At 68.8% G+C, this 17666-nt stretch carries 9 protein-coding genes; 5 read left to right on the top strand and 4 right to left on the bottom strand.

Annotated features, from left to right (window positions below; all coding sequences use genetic code 11):
* Nucleotides 1–467 precede the first annotated feature (467 nt).
* Nucleotides 468–1100, top strand: coding sequence for a DUF6230 family protein (locus GT354_RS01160; protein ID WP_161354250.1), 633 nt, complete (start codon nt 468–470; stop codon nt 1098–1100).
* A 76-nt stretch (nt 1101–1176) separates the two neighbouring features.
* Complete coding sequence (locus GT354_RS01155; RefSeq protein ID WP_161354249.1) at nt 1177–2745, top strand: DUF6114 domain-containing protein; 1569 nt, start codon at nt 1177–1179, stop codon at nt 2743–2745.
* 150 nt (nt 2746–2895) lie between these two features.
* On the opposite strand, the gene glgB is transcribed toward GT354_RS01155, so the two are convergent.
* The 4 genes from glgB to GT354_RS01135 all read right to left on the bottom strand — a co-directional run bounded on the left by glgB (nt 2896) and on the right by GT354_RS01135 (nt 10787).
* Nucleotides 2896–5181 carry a 1,4-alpha-glucan branching protein GlgB gene (glgB, locus tag GT354_RS01150; protein WP_161354248.1) on the bottom strand — a complete coding sequence of 762 codons (2286 nt, stop codon included), beginning with the start codon at nt 5179–5181 and terminating at the stop codon, nt 2896–2898.
* 67 nt (nt 5182–5248) lie between these two features.
* Entirely contained in the window at nt 5249–6700 is a 1452-nt protein-coding gene (locus tag GT354_RS01145) for a phosphotransferase (protein WP_161354247.1), read from the bottom strand.
* Nucleotides 6697–8391, bottom strand: a complete 1695-nt coding sequence (treS, locus tag GT354_RS01140; protein WP_161354246.1) for a maltose alpha-D-glucosyltransferase — start codon at nt 8389–8391, stop codon at nt 6697–6699. Before treS ends, GT354_RS01145 begins: the two co-directional genes overlap by 4 nt.
* Entirely contained in the window at nt 8388–10787 is a 2400-nt protein-coding gene (locus GT354_RS01135) for a maltotransferase domain-containing protein (RefSeq protein WP_202511411.1), read from the bottom strand. The genes treS and GT354_RS01135 overlap by 4 nt, the downstream gene beginning before the upstream one ends.
* A 431-nt stretch (nt 10788–11218) precedes the next feature.
* On the opposite strand from GT354_RS01135, the gene glgP reads away from it, so the two are divergent.
* The 3 genes from glgP to GT354_RS01120 form a co-directional block, all read left to right on the top strand.
* Nucleotides 11219–13831 carry an alpha-glucan family phosphorylase gene (gene glgP, locus GT354_RS01130; RefSeq protein ID WP_161354245.1) on the top strand — a complete coding sequence of 871 codons (2613 nt, stop codon included), beginning with the start codon at nt 11219–11221 and terminating at the stop codon, nt 13829–13831.
* A gap of 520 nt (nt 13832–14351) precedes the next feature.
* A complete protein-coding gene (locus GT354_RS01125; protein ID WP_161354244.1) occupies nt 14352–14900 on the top strand; it encodes a hypothetical protein in 549 nt (182 codons plus the stop codon).
* Between the two features lie 1751 nt (nt 14901–16651).
* Nucleotides 16652–17666: S8 family serine peptidase (locus GT354_RS01120; protein ID WP_161354243.1), on the top strand; the 1015-nt coding region annotated here is incomplete at its 3' end.

The raw sequence follows: 17666 nt of genomic DNA, 5'->3' as shown, positions 1-17666 counted from the left end.
CGGCTGGAGCCGCGCGGTCTCCCGGGCCCGACTTTGTCGACGAAGCCCCCGCTGTTCTCGTACCGAGAGCGGCGGGGGCTTTGTCTTTGCCCATCTTTGACCAAGTGTCATTTCCCTTGCTGTGCGTGGCTTTTGGTGATCCATCAGTCACTGTCCAGCGGACCTATCGGGACGAATGGGCATGACCTGCACGGGTGTTGATGCCCCGCTGTGATGCTCCGGAAAGACCGTTCCCCGATCTCCGTTACTGGCCGGTAACGAACCTCTTGTGTGCCGGCCCGGTGGTGAAAGATGATCGGGCCGCTCGATCCGTGTCTCTTTTACCCCGGCAGCCGGTCGGGGCTCGAACACGGACCTCCCCATCCAGGCCGTGCCGGTCCGTCCCAGGACAGGCAGGCCCTCCCTCCATGCCCCGCCACGTGCGGCCCTGGTCCGCATGCGGTGGGGACTTTGTCCCGAGGAGGACCATGGACAAGAAGGTTCAGGCGGGTAGCGGCAAGACTCGCTGGAAGCGGTTCGGTATCACGCTCGTTCCCGTGGCGGCCATCACGGTCGGCATGTTCGCGGGGGTCGCGAACGGCGCGATTCCGGTGAACATCACGGTGTCCGGCGGGAACTTCAAGGTCTCCGCCGCCGAGATGGACGCGAAGGACTTCTCGCAGTACGGCGACAGCCTGCAGCGCAAGAACGGCGCGAACGTCGCCGTGGCGACCGCCGCGATCGGGCACGCCGACATCAAGAGCCTGTGTCAGTCCGTCAAGGTGCCCGCGCTCGGGGTCGTCCTGCGGATCGAGGCGGGCAACAAGGGCACGCCCGCCACGGCCGACAACATGCGGCTGTCCATGGACGGACTCGACGGCGACGCCGAGTTCACCAACATGGACATCGGCGTGGACGCGTCGACCATGGCCAAGGGCTCCTCCGACTGGGCCAAGGGCCCCGCCCTCGGCGGAAACGGTCACCCGACGATGTTCGGACAACAGGCCGAGCACGCCAAGTTCACCGACGTCAAGCAGTCGGCGTGGCTGGTTCAGGCCGGCAAGTTCTACCTGAAAGACCTGCACCTCGAGGTCGGGGGCAGCAGCAAGGAGTGCTTCTGACGTGTCGTCGGCCGCGGGCGGGCCTCCCGCCCGCGGCCGGTCCGCCGTTCCGGAGCAACACCGCAGGGAGTAACTCGTGACCGCAGACCAGCCCCAACGCAGCGCGTTCGGGCGCGGACGGGGGGCGTTCCGGGTCTGGAGGCACGCCCGACCGTTCTGGGCCGGACTGTTCTCCATCCTGGGCGCCGTGCCCATCATGTGGGCGCCGTACGCGTCGCTCGACGCCGGTGACGTCACCGTTCAGCTTCAGCAGTTCGGTGGGGTGTCGGCGCTCTTCATCGGCGCGATTTTGATCATGAGTGGAATCGCCCTGTGGCTCACGCCGCAGGCGCGCGTCTACATCGGGATCTTCGTCATCCTCGTGTCGCTCGTGTCTTTCATCGTCGCGACGCTCGGCGGCTTCTTCTTCGGCATGCTGTTCGGTCTGATCGGTGGCACCCTCGCCGTTTCGTGGGTGTACAGCGATCCGCCGGACTCCGGCAGCGCCGACGGCGACGGGGACGACGGCATGGGAGACGCCGGCGACGACCGGGACCCCGAGGCCGAATCGAGTGACGAGGGATTTCTCGCCGACGCACTCCGCCGGAAGGACCCCGATGCCTCGGGGGAAGCACGAACCGGGTCGGTGACCCACCGATCCGGTGATTGTGCCTCGGGACACACCGCGCCGCGACTGGCCCTGGCGGCGATGGCCATGGCCACGACCGGAGTTCTCGGTGTCGTCGGGATCGCGCACGCGTCCCCGAGCGACCCGTTGCCGGACAACCCCTACGCGGACGGGCCGTGTGTCTCGGCGAGCCCGAGCGGCAAGCCGGGGAGCGCGAACCCGAGTTCACGCCCGAGTTCGGGTGCAGGTTCGGGTGCAGGTTCGGGGACGAGCGCGACGGCGGCGAAGTCGGGTTCGGCTTCCGCGCCGGCGTCGGCCTCGCCGCCCGCGTCGGGTTCGGCGTCGGCATCGAGTTCGGCTCCGGCTTCCGCCTCGGCGCGGCCGTCCTCGGGAACGGCGTCGCCTACGGCATCCTCGGCGCCTGCGACGTCCATGCCCGCGTCGTCCGCACCCGCGACGTCGACGTCCGCCAAGCCCACTCCGACGTCGGCCAAGCCCTCCACGTCGGCGTCGTCGGCGTCCTCGAGCAAGCTCAGGGACGGCAAGACGCCGTATCCGTGTCCGTCGAAGGTGCCCGTCGTCGCGAAGAACGACTCGGGCCTGCCGTTCGTCGCGAAGGACCCGGTGATACTCAAGTCCAGCCTGCTGGCGATGGCCGGGCTGAACTACCAGGGCGTCGTCAAGGTCAAGACCAAGGACGGCACGGAAGCGAACGCGCTGAAGTTCGTCGTCTCCGGTGGCATGGACATCTGGAACCTGTCGATGACCGTCAAGGAGGACAACGGCACGGACGTGGTGATCTCTTCCGACGCGGGCAGCAAGTCCTGGATGAACGCGGGCGTGGACACGACGATGTACGTCAAGAGCCTCAAGGGCAACATCTTCGGCGTCATCCCGATCACGTTCACGCCCGACAGCCCGCCGCCGATCAACGTCCCGATCGTCTTCTTCTCGAACGTCGAGTCGGCGATCTACGCGCAACTCGGAGGGATCCTGCACATCCCCGGCTACGGCATCAACAAGGGCAACGTGAAGTAGCCCCAAGCACACACGTTGCCCGCGCGCACGCCGCCCGAGCGCACGCCGCAGGAACGCGCACGCACGCCGAACCACCGGGCGCGCACGCGAAAAGGCGCCCCGGAACCCACCCGGTCCCGGGGCGCCTTCGCGTTCACCCGCGCCGCACGGCTACTCCGGCACGAACCACATCGTCGCCAGCGGCGGCAAGGTCAGCAGCGCCGACGCCGGGCGCCCCTGCCACTCCACCTCCTCGGCCTGCGCCGCGCCGCCGGTGCCGACGTCGGCGCCGCCGTACGGGCCCGCGTCGGTGTTCAGCACCTCGCGCCAGCGACCCGCGTGCGGCAGGCCGACCCGGAAGCCCTCGCGGACCACCGGGGAGAAGTTGCACACGCACACCAGTTGTTCGCCCGCCGCGCCGTGCCGGATGAACGACGCCACGTTGGAGGCGGAGTCGCCGCCGTCGATCCACGAGAAGCCCTCGGGCCTGGTGTCCTGGGTCCACAGCGCCGGCTTGCTCTTGTACGTCGCGTTGAGGTCGCGCACCAACGCCTGCAAGCCCTGGTGTTCGGCGTGATCGAGCAGCCACCAGTCCAGGCCGTGTGCCTCGGACCACTCCGCGCCTTGACCGAACTCCGAGCCCATGAACAACAGTTGCTTGCCCGGGTGGGCCCACATGTAGGCCAGATAGGCGCGCACGTTGGCCATCTGCTGCCAACGGTCGCCCGGCATCTTGTCCACGAGCGAGCGCTTGCCGTGCACGACCTCGTCGTGACTGATCGGCAGGATGTAGTTCTCGCTCCACGCGTACATCAGCGAGAACGTCAGCTCGTTGTGATGGTGCTGACGGTGGATCGGATCCTTCTGGATGTATTCGAGCGTGTCGTGCATCCAGCCCATGTTCCACTTGAAGCCGAACCCGAGGCCGCCGCTATCCGTGGAGCGCGTCACGCCGTCCCACGCGGTGGACTCCTCGGCGATCGTCATCACGCCGGGCACGCGCCGATACAGCGTCGCGTTCATCTCCTGCAGGAACGCCATCGCGTCCAGGTTCTCCCGGCCGCCGTGCTGATTGGGCGCCCACTGCCCGTGCTCACGCGAATAGTCGAGATAGAGCATCGACGCGACCGCGTCCACCCGAAGTCCGTCGATGTGGAACTCCTCGCACCAGTACACCGCGTTGGCGACCAGGAAGTTGCGCACCTCGTGGCGGCCGTAGTCGAACACGAGCGTGCCCCAGTCGGGGTGTTCGCCCCGGCGCGGGTCCGGGTGCTCGTACAACGGAGTGCCGTCGAACCGGGCCAGCGCCCAATCGTCCTTGGGGAAGTGCGCCGGAACCCAGTCCACGATCACCCCGACGCCCGCGCGGTGCAGCGCGTCGACGAGATGACGGAACTCGTCGGGCGAACCGAATCGCGACGTGGGCGCGTAGTACGAGGTCACCTGATAGCCCCACGACGGGCCGTACGGATGCTCGGCCACCGGCAGCAGTTCGACGTGCGTGAAGCCCATCTCCACGACATAGGCCGGTAGTTGCTCGGCCAGCTGAAGGTAGGTCAGACCCGGTCGCCACGAACCGAGATGGACCTCGTACACACTCATCGGCGACGTGTGGTGGGTGGCGTCCGCCCGCCGGGCCAGCCACTCCTTGTCCGACCACGAGTAGGTCGGGGTGTGCACCACCGACGCGGTCGACGGGGGGATTTCGGTCGCGAACGCCATCGGGTCGGCCTTGTGCCGGGACGACCCGTCGCGGCCGAGGACCTCGTACTTGTACTTGGTGCCGTCGCCGACGTCGGGCAGGAACAACTCCCACACGCCCGTCGAGCCGAGCGAGCGCATCGGATGCCCGATGCCGTCCCAGTAGTTGAAGTCGCCGACCACCCGCACACCGCGCGCGTTGGGCGCCCACACCGCGAACGACGTGCCGGTGACCGGCCCGGCCGGCGTCTCGTACGAGCGCACGTGCGCGCCGAGCACGTCCCACAACCGCTCGTGCCGGCCCTCGGCGATCAGGTGCAGATCGATCTCGCCGAGTGTGGGCAGGAAGCGATACGGGTCGTCCGTGTTCACGTCGGCGCCGTCGTAGGCGACTTCGAGTCGGTAATCGGGCACCTGCGTGCCCGGCAGCACGCCGGTGAACAGGCCCTCGGCCTCGTGGACCAAGGGGATTCGTCGTTCGCCGACGACCACGGTCACCCCGCGAGCCCACGGCCGCAGCACCCGGACCGCGATCCCGTCCACCCCCGGTACGCCCGGGTGCGGACCGAGCACCGCGTGCGGATCGTGGTGACCGCCGTCGATCAGCCGGCGCAACTCCTGTGCGTCCAGTGGCGGGACGCCCGAACTCGGGGCCGGGCGGCGAGGAGTGGGCGAACGCTTGCCTCGTCGGGGGTTCGGACGATCGGTGCTGCCGCCGTCCTCGGTTGACGCGCTGGTGTCCTGACGGGCCGTCACGGGTGGGACCTCCTGGGACGTGGTGCTGGATGCGAGGGGTGGAATGCGTGGTGGAGTGGGCGCGAGGTCAGTGCGGTTGCGGTGAACGCTCGGACAGCCGGCGGACCGCCGACATCGGCACGGGCAGCCAGGAGGGCCGGTTGCCCGACTCGTACATGACCTCGTAGACGGCCTTGTCCGTCTCGAACGCGCGCAGCAGTACGGGCTCGGTGCGCGGGTCGAACGGGCCCGCGTCGGCATAGCCGGCGCAAAACGCGTCCCGGTTGCGGGTGGCCCATTCCTCCGCCCGCCGTACCAGGTGCGGTGCGGGCGCGCCGCGACCCCAGAACCCACCGCCACCCGCGAGCAGATGGCGTGCCGCGTAGTCGAACGAGCGCAGCATCGCCGCGATGTCGCGCAACGGCGAGTGCAGCGAGCGGCGCTCGCTCAACGGTCTGGCCGGCTCGCCCTCGAAGTCGATCAGCACCCACCGGGTCGCGGTGCGCATGACCTGACCCAGGTGGAAGTCGCCGTGGATGCGCTGGAGCGCGACCGGATGATCGTCGCGGCCGAGCTCCTCCAGGTCGGCGTACGCCTCGCGCAGCCGATCCGCGAACGGCGCCAGGTCAGGCACCGCCTCGGCGGCCGCGTCGAGGCGGCGCTCCATGTCGCGCGCGATGGCCGCGAGTTCGGCCGGGCCCGCGGCCGCCGTGGGCAGCGAGCGGGCCAGATCGGCGTGTACCTCGGCGGTCGCGGCGCCGAGCCGAAACGACTCGCCCGCGAAGTCACCGCCGGACTCGTGCGCGCTCGGGCGCGGGCCGCGCACCTCCTGGCCCGCGTACAGGTCGCGCACCGACGTCTTGGCCAACTCCCAGCCGTCGGTACCCGTGCGCAGATACTCCTGGAGCATGCCCAGCGTGGTGGGTTGATGCTCGTCGTTCGGGAACGGCATCTCGAACCACGCGACCGGTGCGGGGATCCGGCGCGATCCCGCGCCGGCCAACGCGATCGAGACCTCCAGGTCGGGATTGACCCCGGGGACCAGGCGCCGGAACAGCTTGAGGATCACGTCGTCGCCGAACACGATCGACGTGTTGGACTGTTCGGCCGCGATCACCAGGCCGACCGACGCGGGATCGGGCGCCTCGGCCCGACGCCGGTGGAAGGACAGCGGCCCGACGGTGTCCGCCGCGGCGAACCGTTCCGGCAACCAGCGGGTCACTTCCGCGTCGTAGACCGCGTCGTAGAGGCAATTGCCGTTCGGCAGCCGCCCGATCGACGCGTGCGCGAGCCGCGCGGGCAAGGACTCGCGTACGCCCAGCAGCAGTTGGTAGTGCTCCGGATCGGCCCCGTGCTCGACCCGCAACACCGTGTGGTGCAGGGCGGGGTCACCGGAGACCACTTCGAGACTGTGGACCACGCCGACCCCACGAAGAGGTCGGCCCTTGCCGGCGAACCATCTCTGCTGCGGAAGCCAGTCCCGCAACAGTGCGATCACGGCACCGGAACTCGGATCGTGAGGTCGGGTGGAATACGTCACAGCGTCATTTCTCCCCGAGTGAGACGGAACCAATAGAAACCATGCCCCGCGAGCGTCAGGAGATACGGAAGCTCACCGATCGCGGGAAATGTCACCCCCCCGAGCAGCTCGACCGGCTCGAACGTCTCGAACTGCCGCAGGTCCAACTCGGTCGGCTGGGCGAAGCGCGAGAAGTTGTGAACACACAGCACGATGTCGTCCTCGTACTCACGAAGGAACGCCAGCACGCTGGGATTGGACGAGGGCAACTCGTTGTACGTACCGAGCCCGAAGGCCGGGTTCTGCTTGCGCACCTCGATCATCCGGCGGGTCCAGTGCACCAGCGACGACGCGTTGGACATCTGCGCCTCGACGTTGGTGACCTGGTAGCCGTAGACCGGGTCCATGATGTTGGGCAGGAAGAGCCTGCCCGGATCACACGTGGAGAAGCCCGCGTTGCGGTCCGGAGTCCACTGCATCGGCGTGCGCACCCCGTCGCGGTCGCCGAGCCAGATGTTGTCCCCCATGCCGATCTCGTCGCCGTAGTACAGGACGGGTGAACCCGGCAGCGACAGCAACAGCGCGGTGAACAGCTCGATCTGGTTGCGGTCGTTGTCCAACAGCGGGGCCAGCCGGCGACGGATGCCGACGTTGGCCCGCATGCGCGGGTCCTTGGCGTACTCCTTGTACATGTAGTCGCGTTCCTCGTCCGTCACCATTTCGAGGGTCAACTCGTCGTGGTTGCGCAGGAAGATGCCCCACTGGCAGTTGTTCGGAATCGACGGCGTGCCGGCGAGGATCTCCGAGACGGGGTAGCGGGATTCGCGCCGCACCGCCATGAAGATGCGCGGCATCACCGGGAAGTGGAACGCCATGTGGCACTCGTCGCCGTCGCCGAAGTAGTCGACGACGTCCTCGGGCCACTGGTTGGCCTCGGCGAGCAGCACGGTGTCCGGATACTTGTCGTCGATCTCCTTGCGCACCCGCTTGAGGAACTCGTGGGTGGCGGGCAGGTTCTCGCAGTTGGTGCCCTCCTGCGCGAACAGGTACGGCACCGCGTCCAGACGGAACCCGTCGATGCCCAGGTCGAGCCAGAACCGCAGACCGGCCAGCATCTCCTCCTGCACGCGCGGGTTTTCGTAGTTGAGATCGGGCTGGTGGCTGAAGAAGCGGTGGAAGAAGTACTGCTTGCGGACCGGGTCGTAGGTCCAGTTCGAGGTCTCGGTGTCGACGAAGATGATCCGCGCGTCGGCGTACGCCTTGTCGTCGTCGGCCCACATGTAGTAGTCCCCGTAGGGGCCGTCCGGATTGTTGCGCGACTCCTGGAACCACATGTGCTGGTCACTGGTGTGGTTCATCACGAAGTCGATCACCACGCGCATCCCGCGCTTGTGCGCCGAGTCGACGAACTCGACGAAGTCGGCGAGATCGCCGAACTCCGGGAGCACGGCGGTGTAGTCGGCCACGTCGTAACCACCGTCGCGCAGCGGGGACGCGAAGAAGGGCGGCAACCACAGGCAGTCGACGCCCAGCCACTGGAGGTAGTCCAGCTTCTGGGTCAGGCCCTTGAGGTCGCCGACCCCGTCCCCGTTGCTGTCCTGGAAGGACCGCACGAGGACTTCGTAGAAGACGGCTCGCTTGAACCACAGGGGATCGCGATCTTGCGACGGAGTGTCGTCGAAGGTGTCACGAACGGGTTCGTTGACGATCACGGGCTGTTCCTCCGGACCGAGAAGAGATGCGCGGGCTCGTGCGCGGGATCCAGACGCACGTAGTTGTGCCGACCCCAGCGGTATCCGGCCCCGGTGAACTCGTCGTGCACCGGGAAGGTGTCCTGCCAGTCCAGGCCGAGGGCGGGCAGGTCCAGGGAGACGGTCGCCTCGCGGGTGTGGTGCGAGTCCAGGTTGACGACGACCAGGACGAGGTCGTCCACGTCTCCGACACGGGTGCGCTTGGAGAAGGCCATGACCGCATCGTCGTCCACGTGATGGAAGGTCACGTTTCGCAGACGTTGCAGACTCGGGTGCCTGCGGCGCGTTCGGTTCAACGTCGTGAGGTACGGCGCCAGCGAACGCCCCTCCCGCTCGGCGGCCGCGAAGTCACGCGGCCTGAGCTGGTACTTCTCCGAGTCGTGGTACTCCTCGCTGCCCGGTTTGACCGCGAGGTGCTCGAACAGCTCGAACCCCGCGTACACGCCCCACGAGGGGGACAACGCGGCCGCGAGCACGGCCCGGATCTTGAACGCGGCCGGACCGCCGTACTGGAGGTAGGCGTGCAGGATGTCGGGAGTGTTGACGAAGAAGTTCGGCCGCATGTAGGACGACGCCTCGCCGGTGGTCAACTCCGTGAGGTATTCCTGAAGTTCGTCCTTGCCGGTGCGCCAGGTGAAGTACGTGTACGACTGCTGGAAGCCGACCTTGGCCAGCGTGCGCATCATCGCCGGGCGGGTGAACGCCTCGGCCAGGAAGATCACGTCGGGATCGCTCGCGTTGATCTCGGCGATCACCTGTTCCCAGAACATCACCGGCTTGGTGTGCGGGTTGTCCACCCGGAAGATCCGCACGCCGTGCGCCATCCAGTGCCGCAACACCCGCAGCGTCTCGGCGACCAGGCCGTCGAAGTCGGTGTCGAAGTCGATCGGGTAGATGTCCTGGTACTTCTTCGGCGGGTTCTCCGCGAAGGCGATCGTGCCGTCCGCGCGGTGGCGGAACCACTCGGGGTGCTTCTCCACCCAGGGATGGTCGGGGGAGACCTGGAGCGCGAAGTCCAGGGCGATCTCCATCCGCAACTCGCGGGCCCGCGCGACGAACGCGTCGAAGTCCTCGATGGTGCCCAGGTCCGGATGGATCGCGTCGTGCCCGCCCTCGGGCGAACCGATGGCCCACGGCGAACCGGGATCGTCGGGGCCGGCCTCCAGGGTGTTGTTGGGCCCCTTGCGAAACGCGTGGCCGATCGGGTGGATCGGTGGCAGGTACACCACGTCGAAGCCCATCGCGGCGACCTGGACCAGGCGTTCCATGGCGGTCCGGAACGTGCCGCCGCGCGGCGGCCGCTTGCCGGTGGGATCCACCACCGCGCCCTCGGAGCGCGGGAAGAACTCGTACCAGGAGCCGTACAGCGCGCGCTCGCGCTCGACCCGCAGCGGATGGCGGGCCGACGAGGTCACCAACTCGCGCAGCGGATGTCGCGTCAGTACCGCGTCCAGCTCCGGGGATCGCGCGGCGGCCAGGCGCGCGGCCGGGTCGAGCCCCTCGTCGCGGACCGCGTTCGCCGCGGCCAGCACGATCGCCCGCAGACCGTCCTTCTTCGGGACCCCGGCGGCGGCCCGCTCCAGGAGTTGCGCGCCCTCCTCCAGGACCAGGCCGACCTCGATGTCGGCCGGGATCTTGATCCCGGCCGCGTGTCGCCAGGTCGCGATCGGGTCGCCCCACGCCTCGACGGCGTAGGTCCACATGCCCTCCGAGGACGGGGTGATTTGGGCATGCACGCGGTCGGTGCCGGGCGCCCCCGGCGTCATCGGGGTGGACTGCGCGACCCGGCCGCGCGGGTCGCGCAGCACGACGTTGGCGTTGACCGCGTCGTGGCCCTCGCGAAAGACCGTGGCGCCGACGTGGAAGGTCTCGCCGGGGACCGCGCGAGCCGGTCGGGTGCCACCGTCCACGGCGGGTTCGACGTCGAGGATCGGGATGCGCCCGATCCGGGGGGAAGCGGGCTTGATCGACTTCGCGGCGGGCTTGGCCGATTCCGCGGTGCGCTTGGCCGATCTCCCGGCCGGCGTGGCCGAACTCGCGGTGGACTCGGCCGATCTCGTGGCGGGCGTGGACGAACGCTCGGTGGGCTTGGCCGATCTCGTGGCGCGCACCCGCGACTTGCCCGCCGACCCGGTTTCGGGCTTCGCCTTTTCGGCTGCACCCGTTCCGGTGACGGGGGCCCTCGTGGCCCTCGTGCTCTCGGTCGTCTTGATCGTCTTGGACGTGGAGGTGGTCGGGGCCGGCGCGGCCGTCGACTTCTCGGCAGTCGCCTTCCGTGTCGCGGCCTCGTCGGCCGCGGCCTGCCCCGCCCGGGGTGCGCGGGCGCCCCCGGGGTTCTTCTCAGCCGAACTGGTCATGCCGAACTCCTGTACCCACGGACGGGCAACTCGTGCGCGTCGCGCGCGTTACACCCGTACGGAAACCCACTCGTTTCCCCGATGCCGACTCGTTTCTCGGAACCTGGCGACGGCGCGAGGCCGACCCGGCGGCGTCCGGTGGGATCGCTCGGGTCCGCTTCTCACCGCCGCGCGGCGGCCGTTGCATGTGACGCGACCACCGAGCGAGAACCGGGCGGGGCCCGACCCGCTGTCGCGGAGGACGAATGACCGACATATCCGCAGTACGGCGGGACGGAAGGACCCGGCTGTTCAACGATCATCGAACCGATCGGGGCACGGTCCATATGGTGTAAATACACCCCGACGGGCATCCGCAAAATCTTGCCGGCTTTGCAAGCGCACTGCATCCACTGTCGCAAGTTCTGCCACCTTCCGGCTAGGGTCGCAGCGTGAGAGCAATCCGCAGATTCACCGTGCGCACGGTTCTGCCCGCTCCGCTGGAGCCACTGGGTGAACTGGCGATCAACCTCCGCTGGTCCTGGCACGCGGAGACCCGCGACCTGTTCGAGTCGATCGATCCGGACGTCTGGTCGGCGGTCGGCCGGGACCCGGTCCGCCTGCTCGGCACCGTGCCGAACGACAAACTCGGCGCTCTGGCCGAAGACCGCCGCTTCCTTGCCCGACTGCGGGTCGCAGCCGAAGACCTGCACGAATACCTGACCGGACCTCGTTGGTACCAAACCCTGTCCACGGCGAGCACAGGCGAGGATTCGCCGCCCGCCGCGATCGCGTACTTCTCGCCGGAGTACGGCATCACCGCGGCACTTCCGCAGTACAGCGGCGGTCTGGGCATCCTCGCCGGCGACCACCTCAAGGCCGCCGGCGACCTGGGTGTGCCGATCGTCGGCGTCGGACTCATGTACCGCCACGGGTACTTCCGGCAGTCGCTCTCCCGGGACGGCTGGCAGCAGGAGCGCTACCCCCTGCTCGACCCCAACGAGTTGCCACTGACGCTCCTTCGGGGGGCCGACGGTGCACCCGCACGGGTGGTCATCGACCTCCCCGCGGGTGAGTTGCACGCGCGGATCTGGAAGGCCCAGGTCGGTCGGGTGCCACTGCTGCTGCTCGACTCCGACATCGAGGAGAACGAGCCCGCCGAGCGTGAGGTGACCGACCGCCTCTACGGCGGGACGAGTGAACATCGCTTGCATCAGGAGATGTTGCTCGGCATCGGCGGGGTGCGGGCTTTGCGGGCATTTTGCGAGATCACCGGACATCCGGCCCCCGAGGTCTTTCACACCAACGAGGGCCACGCCGGATTCCTGGGGATCGAGCGGATCCGCGAGTTCGCCACCTCCGACGGGCTCGACTTCGACGCGGCGTTGGAGGCCACGCGGGCGGGGACGGTCTTCACGACCCACACCCCCGTGCCGGCCGGTATCGACCGGTTCGGCCGCGACCTGATCCAGCGTCACTTCGGCGGCGACCTCGCGTGTCCGGGAGTACCGGTCGAGCAGGTCCTCGCGCTGGGCGCGGAGACCTACCCCGGCGGCGACCCGGGCGTGTTCAACATGGCCGTGATGGGCCTGCGGCTCGCGCAGCGTGCCAACGGCGTCAGCAAACTGCACGGGCAGGTCAGCCGCGGCATGTTCGACGGCCTGTGGCCGGGTTTCGACACCACCGAGGTGCCGATCACCTCGATCACGAACGGCGTCCACGCGCCGACGTGGGTGGACCGCGACGTCCTGGACCTGGCCTCGCGCGAGCTCGGCGTCGAACTCGCCGAGGATCCCGCGGCGTGGTCGGCGATCGAAGGACTGTCGCCCGGCTCGCTGTGGGAACTACGGCGCACGCTGCGCGCCAAGTTGGTGACCGAGGCCCGGACCCGACTGCGCGCGTCGTGGAAGCAACGCGGCGCGGGCGACGCCGAACTGGGCTGGATCGAAGGCGTTCTGGATCCGGACGTGCTCACCATCGGGTTCGCCCGGCGGGTTCCCTCCTACAAGCGGCTGACCCTGATGCTGCGGGATCCGGCCAGGCTGCGGGCGATGCTCTTGCACCCCGAACGGCCCATCCAGATCGTCATCGCGGGCAAGGCCCATCCGGCCGACGAGGGCGGCAAGCTGCTGATCCAGGAGCTCGTGCGCTTCGCCGATCGCGAGGACGTGCGGCACCGGATCGTGTTCCTGCCGGACTACGACATCGCGATGGCCCAGCACCTGTACCCCGGGTGCGACGTGTGGCTCAACAATCCCCTGCGCCCATTGGAGGCATGCGGGACGTCGGGCATGAAGGCCGCGCTCAACGGCTGCCTGAACCTGTCGATCCTCGACGGGTGGTGGGACGAGTGGTACGACGGCTCGAACGGTTGGGCGATCCCGACCGCCGACGGCATCACCGACGTCGACCGGCGCGACGACCTCGAGGCGGGCGCGCTGTACGACCTGATCGAGAACTCGGTCGCGGCCAGGTTCTACGACCGCGGGCCCGAGGGGCTGCCCACGCGGTGGCTGGAAATGGTCCGCCACACGCTGGCCACCCTGGGTCCGAAGGTCCTCGCGGACCGGATGGTCAAGGACTACGTCGACGTGCTGTACGCGCCGGCCGCGCTCGCGGGCCGGGCGATCACCGGCGCGGCCGCGCGTGACCTGGCCGAGTGGAAGGCCCACGTGCGACGTTCGTGGTCGGGGGTGCGGGTCGACCACGTCGAGTCGGGCGGGATAGGGGACTCCCCCGAGATCGGCAACACGCTGAGCCTGCGGGTGTTCGTCTCGCTCGGCGAACTCGCGCCGGCCGACGTCGAGGTCCAGGTCGTGCACGGGCGAGTCGACGACGCGGACCGGATCGTGGACGGTGTGGTGGGCCCGCTCAAGGCGGGGCGCCGCGACGAACACGGCCGCTGGTTCTACGAGGGTTCCCTGGCCTTGGACCGCACCGGCCCGTTCGGTTACACGGTCAGGCTCATGCCGTCCCACCCCCTCCTGGCGAACCCGGCCGAACTGGGCCTGATCGCGACACCCCCGGAAAGCGAGGGCATCGCGGACGGCATGCCGCTGCGGTAGCGGCGCTGTCCTTGCACACGCGGTCCTCGGGCCCCACCGTCTTCGTGACGGCGGGGCCCGATCCACGTCACAGGACGGTGAGGGCGGGAAGGCGGTCACCGGTACGGCCGTTGGCGTCGAGCAGCCGGTCGACGGCGGTCACGGACAGGGCGGCGGTCCGCCGCAGTAGCGTCGAGGGTGGGAGTGGATCTTTCCGCGTAGAGGGTCACGAGAGGCGCAACGGTGCTCCGTCGGCAAAGACTTGGGGCCCGGGCTTCTCCGGGCCTTCCGGCGCCATGGCCTGTGCGCACAGTCCACCGTTCAGCCCGCCGACCGCCACGTCGCCCGAGCGCCAACCCCATGGGTGGGATGGCTCGGCCCGAAAATGCGTTCGGCGTGGCCGAAATATCGCTCGGCTTTGGCCACTTCGGGGCTGCGGTCGACCGCGAGACGCGGAATTTGACCCATCCTTGACGTGATGAAGCTCGGATAAGTCACACTACGTCCAACCAAACAGTCCTAACGGAACGTCAAATTCCTCTTGCGTACCGTCATCGACGTATGGATCAATGGGGTGCGCTGCGAAGGCCGCGTTCGTTCACTATGTCCGAATCCGGCTGCGGTGCGGGGTGGGCGAGCGCGGGGGGACGTGCGGATCATGGCAGGAAATGCGGGGGGCGGCGGGTCCGGCTTCGAGATGAGTCTGGACGTGCTCGAAACGTTCGAGAGGTCTCTGGAAGGCCTCATGAAGGAACTCGGCGAGGGGCCCGACCCGGTGGCCAAGTCCACCGAACTGGCGCTCAACGGAGCGGACTTGGGTGTGGATTTCCACGAGTCGGCCTGGATGGGCACGGTCTTGCAGGAGACGAGCGCCCGGGTTCAGCAGTTGATCGGGGTCCTGCAGGACCAGATCGCCGCCATGAAGATGTCGGTCCGAACGGCCGGTGGCACCACTGCGGCGATCGACGAGGACCAGCGTCGTGAACTGAACGCGATCATGACGCGGCTCAGGGAGAACACGACCAGGCCGCCGGCTGCCGGAACGGGCTCCGGCGGTGGACCTTCGAGCAAGGTGGTGGATCTCGGATGAGCCGGGACAGCGGATTCGAGTTCGTGGGGGGAAACCGATGACGCCGAGCGAGGGTTCGGGCCCGGGCCCGTCGACAGATTTCGGCGCGCTTCCCCTGGAGACGCTCCAGAAGATGATTGACGGCGCGAATCCGGGCACCTTCTTCCAGTACGCCGAAAAGCTCCATGCCGCAGGCGGCCGCGTGTCGAGCGTGGTGGATGCCATGTCCGATTACTGCGCGATCCTCGGAGCGGGATGGCAGGGGCCGAGCGCCGAGGGCTTCCAGTCCTGGGCCGGTCAGGTCGGGCGCGCGGGAGGGGATCTTCAGGCATACCTGAAGCTCGCGGCCGTCCATGTGGAGCGAGTCGGCACGGACCTCCAGGACGCGAAGAACCGCATCCCTGCCGCACCCGACCCGGCCACCGTCGCTGCGGCGAACCAGGTGCTGCCTCCTGTCGATCCGAGTAAGCCGGTGGTCGGCGTGGACCCGGCGAAGGCGAAGGCGGATGCTCAGGGGCATCTTCAGTCGCTGCATGGTGAGGCGGCCAGCGTGATGACGGGATTGGCGTACGCCTACAGCGACGCGGGGCGGGAGCTGCAGGCAATCCCGACACCGCCGTTTCCCCCGCCGCCGCCGGCCTTGGAGAAATACTCCACGTTCCCGGCCTCCGGAGGCGACGCCGGAGGGACCGGCACCGGAGGTGGAGGTGGAGGTGGAGGAGGCACCGGCGGTGGTGGCGGTAGCGCTGGTGGCGGTAGCGCTGGTGGTGGTGGCCCCACCGGCGGTGGAGGTGCAGGCCCAGGTGGCTCCGGTGGCACTGGCTGGGCCAGTGGAATTTCTTCCGGTCGTGGGCCGGGTTCACTCGGGCCGAACGGGGCTCCCGGCGGCTTTGCCCCACCGGTCACGATTGCTCAACCGCCAGGCTCCTGGGGGCAGACGACACCGGGGGTGACAACGCCGTATGTGCCGCAAACGACCAATCTGGAAGGTCACGGCTCCTTGACGGTTCCCGGGTCCGTGGTCGAAGTGCCCACGCCGCCCGCGTATTCCGGTGGGCCGGGTGGAGCCACGCCGGGTGGCAACATTCCCGGAGGCGGAAGCTCTCCGTACGCCCCTCCGGGGTCCGGCGCGTACTCCGGCGGTGGCGGAGGCAGCCGTGGGGCAGCAGTCCCGAGCGGGAGCGGTGGAGGAAGTCGCGGGGGCGGATCCGGCGGCGGAGGTCGTGGGGGTTCGGTGCCCGGCACGGGGCCTTCCGGCGGCGGGGCTCCCCCCGCCTCGCCCGCTCGTGGTGGTCGCTTCGCCACGCGTGAAGGCACGCCGGCCCCTGGCGCCGGAGCCAACGGCGGAGCCTCGCCGGGAACGGGTTCTCCCGGGCGCGGTATGGGCGGTGGTGCGTCGGGCGCACCGGGGATGGGCGGTAGTCCGGCCGGCAGCAGCAACCGACGCAGGCTGGCGACATCCCCGGGTGGCGTCATCGGCGCTCCTGCGGCTTCCACAGCCCGGACCGGACCCGCGCAGCGGTCCGCACCGGCGGCGACAGGGGCACCTAGTACGGGAGATGCGCGCGGGGCCCCTCGCAGTAGAGGCGGAGAGCCACCTGCCTCCTTGCTCGGCGGTGATCGCCCTACCCGGCCACGCAGGCGTCCTGGTCCCGCTCGACGTGACAACGACGATGCATGGGACGAGCCCCGCCGTCGGGACATCGTGCCACCCGTCATCGAGTGACCCGGCTCGACGACGCAATAGCCTTCAGGAAGGACAACGTCCTCGTATGAGCGGACGCCTCGTTCAAGCCCGCTCCGTGGCGTCGGCCGTAGCGCTGCTTTTGGTGGCGATGGTCGGCGCGGTGTGGGCCGCGCCTGCGGCTCGCGCAGATTCCGTCCGGGCGGCTCAGTGGTACCTCGACGTCTGGCACATGGAGGAGGTGTGGAAGAGCTCGAAGGGCGCGGGTGTCACTGTGGCCCTCATCGACAGTGGGGTCGACGCCACCCATCCCGATTTGGCAGGGCAGGTGCTGGCCGGGCCCATGGGTGCCGGGGATGACGGGGCTGGACACGGTACCGGCATGGCCGGGCTCATTGCGGGACTGGGACGAGGCAATGGTGGCCAAGGTGTCTACGGCGTTGCTCCGAGCGTCAAAATCCTGCCATTTCGAACCTACTTGAGCGATAATTCCATGATGCCGGGGGCAGTCGAGAAGGCCATTCGACTTGCCGCCGATTCGCCGGCTCGAATCATCAACCTCTCGCTGGGAACGGGAACTGCGGTCCCAGATATGCGCGAGGCCGTGGCCTACGCACAACGCAAGGGGAAGTTGGTCGTAGCCGCTGCGGGCAATACGCCCGACAACTCGCGCGACGTGCCGGTCTATCCCGCTGCATACCCTGGCGTCGTCGGCGTCAGTGCGCTGACGCGCAAGGGCTCTATGGCCTCCAACGGCGTTCCCGGCTCGTGGGTCTCCCTTTCGGCTCCAGGCGCCGACACGCCATCGGCTTGCATCTCGGAGACGCGCTACTGCATGGGCACAGGTTCGAGCGGCGCCGCCGCCCTCACCTCCGGGGTGGCCGCGCTCGTCTGGTCCGTGCACCCCGACTGGACTGCCAATCAGGTCATTCAGCGGCTGCTAGACACCGCGAACCGGCCCGACGAGCCGGTCCCGTCGGACACGTTCGGATGGGGATCCGTCAGCCCTCGCAAGGCACTTGCCTCGACCGACCCGCCCGGACCCGCCGACGTGAACCCCCTGGTCGGCAAGCGTGGCGACGCGCCCACGACCGCACCCGCCA

Source organism: Streptomyces sp. SID3343, from assembly GCF_009865215.1.
GTDB lineage: Bacteria > Actinomycetota > Actinomycetes > Streptomycetales > Streptomycetaceae > Embleya.
This window is presented reverse-complemented; position numbering and strand designations above follow the sequence as displayed.

Coding starts and splice junctions, on each gene's coding strand:
- GT354_RS01160 (WP_161354250.1), top strand. CDS start 468: ATGGACAAGAAGGTTCAGGCGGGTAGCGGCAAGACTCGCTGGAAGCGG.
- GT354_RS01135 (WP_202511411.1), bottom strand. CDS start 10,787: ATGACCAGTTCGGCTGAGAAGAACCCCGGGGGCGCCCGCGCACCCCGG.